The sequence below is a fragment of the Candidatus Binatia bacterium genome (assembly GCA_036382395.1).
In the GTDB taxonomy this organism is placed as follows: Bacteria; Desulfobacterota; Binatia; order HRBIN30; family HRBIN30; genus JAGDMS01.
The window spans coordinates 1-6,633 of the sequence record DASVHW010000240.1; the positions used below are offsets into that span (position 1 = coordinate 1).

The 6,633-nt window shown below is 64.5% G+C and carries 6 protein-coding genes; 2 read left to right on the forward strand and 4 right to left on the reverse strand.

What is annotated here, in order from left to right; all coding sequences use genetic code 11:
* On the forward strand, positions 1–1,183 hold a 1,183-nt coding region (locus VF515_11250; protein HEX7408208.1), incomplete at its 5' end, for a transposase.
* On the opposite strand, the gene VF515_11255 is transcribed toward VF515_11250, so the two are convergent.
* The 4 genes from VF515_11255 to VF515_11270 form a co-directional block, all read right to left on the reverse strand.
* Positions 1,173–1,430 carry a hypothetical protein gene (locus tag VF515_11255; GenBank protein HEX7408209.1) on the reverse strand — a complete coding sequence of 86 codons (258 nt, stop codon included), beginning with the start codon at positions 1,428–1,430 and terminating at the stop codon, positions 1,173–1,175. The genes VF515_11250 and VF515_11255 overlap by 11 nt on opposite strands.
* 120 nt (positions 1,431–1,550) lie before the next feature.
* Positions 1,551–1,916, reverse strand: coding sequence for a hypothetical protein (locus VF515_11260; GenBank protein ID HEX7408210.1), 366 nt, complete (start codon positions 1,914–1,916; stop codon positions 1,551–1,553).
* Positions 1,913–2,212, reverse strand: a complete 300-nt coding sequence (locus VF515_11265) for a DUF6516 family protein (protein ID HEX7408211.1) — start codon at positions 2,210–2,212, stop codon at positions 1,913–1,915. The genes VF515_11260 and VF515_11265 overlap by 4 nt, the downstream gene beginning before the upstream one ends.
* A gap of 332 nt (positions 2,213–2,544) precedes the next feature.
* Complete coding sequence (locus tag VF515_11270) at positions 2,545–3,336, reverse strand: hypothetical protein (protein HEX7408212.1); 792 nt, start codon at positions 3,334–3,336, stop codon at positions 2,545–2,547.
* Positions 3,337–3,574: 238 nt separating this feature from the next.
* Here VF515_11270 and VF515_11275 point away from each other — a divergent pair.
* Positions 3,575–6,633, forward strand: a 3,059-nt coding sequence (locus tag VF515_11275) for an adenylate/guanylate cyclase domain-containing protein (GenBank protein ID HEX7408213.1), incomplete at its 3' end; no start/stop codon positions are given.

Below are 6,633 nucleotides of genomic sequence, written 5' to 3' on the forward strand. Positions count from 1 at the left end.
ACGCGGGTTGGTTATCGTAGCAACGAGCAAGATCACCCAGCGCGGGACCGAGACGTGGCTTGTTCCGTCTCAATCGCTCAATGGCAAATACGCCGTCACCGTCACTACCGAGGGCAAGGAATGCACCTGCCCCGATTTCGAACTCCGAAGACAACCATGCAAACACATTTTCGCCGTGCAGTACGTCCTCTTTCGCGAACACGTAACTGAGACCAAGCCTGACGGCACAGTCCAGACCACCACAACCGAAGCCGCCAGCGTTCGCGTTACCTACGGGCAGCCGAACTGGCACGCTTACAATGCAGCACAGACCACGGAGAAGGATCACTTCTGCCGGTTGCTGCATGATCTCGTTGCCGACGTTCCGGCTCTCCCTCAGACCGGAGCGGGACGCCGACGCGCCCCACTTTCAGACACGTTGTTTGCTGCCGCCTACAAAGTCTATTCCGGGTTCAGCGCACGCCGATTCATGAGCGATCTGCGCGCCGCACGCGAGCAGGGGCTTGTCAGCCGAGCACCGGCCTACAACACGCTCTTTGATGTGATGCAGTTGGAAGAAGTCACGCCGATTCTCCACGAACTGATTACGGCAACGGCAAAGCCACTGGCCGCACTCGAAACGCAATTCGCGGTCGATTCGACCGGGCTTGGCACCGAATGCTTCTACCGGCACTACAGCGCCAAGTATGGCCATGAGCAAGTCAAGGCGGACTACCTGAAGCTGCACGCCAGCATCGGCACCAAGACCAACGTGATTGCTGCCGTATCGATTACCGACCGGGACGGGAGCGATTCGCCAGAGTTTAAGCCACTGGCCAAGAAGACGGCGCAAGACTTCAACATGGAAGAGATGAGCGCCGACAAGGCGTACAGCAGCTACGACAACCTGGAACTGATCGAAAGCCTTGGCGCAAAGCCGTTCGTCCCGTTCAAGTCGAACGCCACCGCAGTAGCGAAGTCGCACCGCCGGCCACAGTCGAAGACGTGGACTCGGCTCTATCACTACTTTCAATTGAACCGTGAGGACTTCCTCGAACACTATCATCGCCGCTCGAACGCAGAGACCACGTTCTCGATGCTCAAGCGCGTGATCGGCGATACGCTCCGCAGCAAGACGCCGGTGGCACAAACCAACGAAGCGCTGTTGATGGTGATCCGGGGGATTCTCGGGGTCAGGCACTGAAAATGGAATTTCCCGAAACCAATCGGCCTGAAAGGACTTGCGCACGCACGAAAGCATCACGGTCGGCGCGAGACCGCACCGGCAGCTCGCGTTTCTTGAAGGCGATCGCGAAGTTTTCGCCGATGCCGTAGTCGTCCGCGGGCAGCACGTCCGGGCGGCCGAGGCGGAACATGAGGAGCATCTCCAGGGTCCACCGGCCGATGCCGCGCACCTCGGTGAGGGGCTCGATGATCGCCTCGTCGTCCACGTGATGGATCTCGGCGGCCCCTTCGCGCGAGGTCAGGACCTCACCACGAAGCACCGCAGACCACGAAGCGAGAAAGCCGCAAGCCAAGAAATCTCTCTTTGACCCAAGTGACCAGCTGGACTACGCTGCGGCGCCCAGGTCGACTTCGATCCCCGCGAACCGAGCAATCGGGATCAACGTCTTGCGCTTGCCCTCCTCCTTCAGTTCGATCAATCCAAGGTCCCCGAGAAACCTGACGTCGGCGTAGACGTTCTTGAAGTCGCGCTTGAGGCTGCGCGCCAGCGCCGCGATCGACGGTGGTTTGAGGACCGGGATGCGGGCCAAGATCTCCAGGCGCGGCGCAGACAGCACTTTGCCCAGCACCTCCCAGCTCGCAACGGTGATCACCGCTCGCTTGGAAACGGATTTGCCCCCAAGTGCCTTCTTCCAGCGCGCGTGAGTCTGCGACAGCGGCTCGACCGCGATACGTACACGCTTGAGCTTCATGGCTCGAAACCTGCCTTTCTGACCAGCTCCCAGAAGTCCTTCAGGAGCTGGTCGTCGTCCGTGTAGTGGAAGGGCCGCTCCTCTTTGCCCAGATGCAAATGGGGTCCCTTGGGATTGTGGTTGTCGACGCCGATCAGCACCTCTCCGTGCGCAACCAAGAACAGGGAGAACTTGCGCCCAGCAAGATACTTCTCCGACCTTAGGACTTCCCACACTTTGAGTTCCACGACTCCCGCCGAGTTCAGCGACGGCGACCAGACCAGCCGTTTCTCATGAAAGACAAGTCTGGCCTTCATCTATGGTGAGACTACCATAGATCCAACGGCCAAGGCGAATCGCGTCGATGCGATCGGCGCCCAGCACGGGAGTCAGTCCTGGAAAGCAGCAATTAGCCGTGCCCCGATCCTGGCGACCTGGCGGTCGTCGCGCTGGTGCTGCGCCGCGGCCGGACGACGCTGGCCCACTTCATGCGCCGGCTGCTGACGGGCTAGAGCGTCAGCTTCAACCGGCGGCATCAGCCAGAGCAGCGTCGCGGAACATCTGTGGATAGTTTCCTCACTTCCGAACTGCGTCCCGCCAGACGACCACTCGGGTTTCGCCATGCGGGCTCGAAGTGCTTTGGAATGTCCTACCAGAGGTGGAACTTCGGTGAGAAGCCGAACAGCACGCCGTACTGGTCTCCGCCGGCGAGCCAGCCATAGAGGCCGGTGACCGACAACTCGAGATCATCGCTCGGCCGCCACGCGATTCCGGCGCTGGTCGTGAGCTGGTTCGGATCCGGAGACACGTACGCAACCGCGCCTATCTCGCCGAGTAAAGCCCAATGCCCCGCTGCATCCAGCGGGTGGTCGATGTCGATGCCGAATTCGGCAGCGCTCGGACCCGGTGCGTCGTCGGCCGCCGGATCGCGCCGGCCTCCGAGGTTGAGAATGAACGCGGTCTGACGATATCGGCACCCCAACAGCAGCAAACCCTCGATTCCCACGCCATGCGCTCCCCGCGCCAGCGGCAGCTTCGGCCCGACCTGAAGGCCGGCCGCCCACGCGACGTCGGCTCCGCTTTCGGCAAAGTCCGCCAGCCCGAGTTTGACCGCAGGCCAGAGATTGTCGGGCGCAACACGATCGAACCTGAAGGCACCGGAATCGGGTCCGCCGATCGCGAACTGCCCGTCGAGGTCGAACTCGACATTGCGCGTCAGGCCAAGATCGAGCTCCACGTCGGGAACGGCGATGCGATGGGCTTTCTCGCCGCGCACCGGCCCGAACTGCGTGTCGAGCTCGACGACACCCGGCTGTTCGAACTCGAGATCCGTCGGCTCAAACAGCCGGCGCACCGCGTCCGCCCACGCTGCCCCCGGCCCTTGAACCAACGCCAGTGCAACGTACAGCAGCGCCGCATCCGCCATCCTCCGCCCCCGCATGTGCCGTCACCCTTGTGTGAGCCATATAGCGCATCACGATGCTTCGCGTCGAGACGGTGTACTCGTCCAGCACGTAGATCGGCAGCGCCGTTGAGTGTACGATGGTAAGATGTTTTGCGCCAAGTGCGGTGCCAGAAGCAGCGACGAGGTCCTTTCCTGCGCCGAGTGCGGAGCCGCTCTCGGTTCGGCGTGCCTCTCCTGCGCCGCCCAGAACCTGCCGGGGTCGCGATTCTGTCGGATGTGCGGACGGCCGCTGAGTGAGCTGTCGCCCGATCGACCGAGCCGCTCTCCCGCTGCGTACACGCCACGGCATCTCACGGAGAAGATCCTCACCTCCCGCGCCGCGCTCGAAGGAGAGCGAAAGCAGGTGACGGTCCTCTTCGTCGACGTGAAGAAGTCACAGGCACTGGCGCAGAGTGTCGGTCCCGAGGCCTGGCACGAGATTCTCGATCGTTTTTTCGAGATCCTGTCCGCCGGAGTGCACGGCTTCGAAGGGACCATCAACCAATACACGGGCGATGGGATCATGGCGCTCTTCGGTGCACCGATCGCCCATGAGGATCACGCGCAGCGGGCGTGCTTCGCGGCACTTCACCTGCAGGAGGAGCTGGCCGCGTTTTGCGCCGAACTGCGCCGCACCAGAAGCCTCGACTTCGCGGTCCGCATGGGCCTCAACTCCGGCGAGGTCGTGGTGGGCCGCATCGGGGACGACCTGCGGATGGATTATACCGCCCAAGGACACACCGTCGGCCTCGCCAGCCGGATGGAGTCGCTCGCCGAGCCGGGCAAGATCTACCTCACTCGTAGCACGGCAGCGCTGGTGTCCGGATTCTTCCGCTTGAAGGACCTCGGGAAGTTCTCGATCAAGGGCGAGCGACGTAGCCTTCGCGTCTACGAGCTCGAAGGGGTGGGTTCGGCGCGGACGCGGTTCGACCAATCGGCTGCCCGAGGCCTGTCGCCCTTCGTCGGACGAGAGGCTGAGATGACCCGGCTCGAAGAGAGCCTCGCGGCCGCCGTCTCCGGAAGCGGCCATGCGGTCGGTGTGGTCTCGGAGGCCGGTTTTGGCAAGAGTCGACTCTTCTGGGAGTTCGCCGCGCAGTGTCGCGCTCGGGGAATCCTCGTCCTTCAGGCTCGCGGAGTACCGCACGGGCGGGCGATTCCGTTCTTGCCGATCGTCGAGCTGTTGCGCGGTTATTTCAACGTTGGAGAGCAAGACGCCGCCGCCGCGGTGCGCGAGAAGGTCGCCGGCCGGCTGGCCGTCCTCGATGAGTCGTTGCGCCAAGCGTTGCCGTTCGTCTTCGAGCTGCTTCGGGTGCCCGAGACCGATCATCCCGCCCCGCGGATCGATCCCGAGGCTCGGCGCCGCCAGGTCTTCCGGTTGCTGAAGGATCTCTTGCGAGTCCGCAGCGCTCACGAGCCGATCGTCATCGTCGGCGAGGATCTTCAATGGTTCGACCGGGGCAGCGAGGCGATTCTCGATCAACTCGTCGCAGGACTGGCCGGAACCGGGACGCTCGTCGTGGTGAACTACCGTCCCGATTACCGGCCCCCCTGGCACGAACGCGCGGGGTTCCGCGAGATGTCGCTCGAGCCGCTCGCGCCGCAGGCGACCGTGAGGCTCGTGGGCGAACTTCTCGGCGACCATCGCTCGGTCCGCAGCCTCACCCAGCGCCTCGCCGCGCGCAGCGCCGGGAATCCGTTCTTCGTCGAAGAGATCATCCGCTCGCTCAAGGCCAGCGGCGCGCTCACGGGGCGCGCGGGGAGCTATCGAGCCGAGCGACGCGTCGAGGAGATCGAGATCCCGGCGACGGTCCAGGCGGTTCTCGACGCGCGGATCGACGCCCTCAAGGAACGGGAGAAAGTGGTGCTCCAAACCGCGGCGGTCATCGGCAAGGAGTTCCCGTTGGCGGTGCTCCAGAAGATCGTCCCCTATTCGAAAGCGGAACTCCGCGCCGCCCTCAAGGTACTCAGCGACACGCAGCTGCTGTCGCCGCCGCGCCGCGGCGAAAAGCCGCTGTACGCCTTTCGCCACTCCCCGACGCAGGAGGCGGCCTATCGCACCCAACTGGTGCCGCGCCGCCAGCAAATCCACGCTGAGGTCGCCCAGATCATCGAGGCGCTTCATCCGGGGGCCGACGAGCAGGCGGCGCTGATCGCTCACCACCGCGAGAGCGCCGGCGACGCGCGGGCGGCGGCGGACTGGTACACCCGCGCCGCCCGCTGGGTGGGATCCGACGACCCTGCCGAAGCCTACCGCCACTGGCAGAAGGTACGCGCGCTCCTCGCCCGCGACGACGGCTCTGCCGACGCGCTGGCGTTGCGCGTGCTGGCGCTGATTCAGATGCTGAACCTGAGCTGGCGTCTCGGCGTCGCCGAAGAAGAGGTGCGAGCGCTCTTCGAGGAAGTCCGGCATCTCGCCAAGCGGAGCGAGAACAAGGACGCCCTGGCCACAGCGTACTTGGCCTACGCCGTCGTTCGCGGAATGGCCGGCTACCTCGATGAGTCGTTGAAGAACGTTGGCGAGGCGACGCAGCTCGCGGAGGACTCGGGGAACGCGGATCTCAAGCTCGGTCTGAAGATGGCTTTCGCATACTTCGGGGCGGCGGCCGGGCGGCTGCGGGAATCATTGGCGACGACGGAGGCGGCGCTCTCCCAGAATGGTAGAGATCCGACTCGGAGCGCCGAGCTAGCCGGGATCGACCCGGTCGTCTTCTTGACCGCATTTCGCGGCCACCTGCTCGGCCAGTTGGGGAAGCTCACCGAAGCTCGGGAGGCGCTCGACGCCGGGCTCGAACTCGCGGCCGAGCACGTCGATTCGGAGGTGCGCGGATGGATCCACGGGTGGATCGTCGTGCTCGCCCGAGCCACCGGCGAGACCACGGACGTGCTCGAACACGCCAACCGGGGACTCGAGATCGCAGAACGGACCGGGAGTTTCTTCTCGCAGGTCGTCGCGTTTGCGCATCTTGGACGCGCCCTCGCCCTCCGCGGGGAGTGGCAAGAAGCGATCGGCGCCTTCGAGAAGTCGCTTGAGATTGCCCGCACGAAGAGGATTGGATGCGAGATCGAGGCGGGAATCGTGGCCGATCTCGCCGAAGCACACTCCTCGATCGGCAATCACCAGACGGCGCTAGCGTTCGCCCGCGAAGCGATCGACCTGGCGCACCGGCGCGGCGTGAGGGTGGAGGAATGCCGAGCCCACCTCGTCATCGCGCGCGTCCTCGTCCGCGCCGAGGGCGCGCCCAAGCAACGCGCCGTCCGCAAGGCGCTGGAAACGGCGGCGGAGATCGCGCGCGC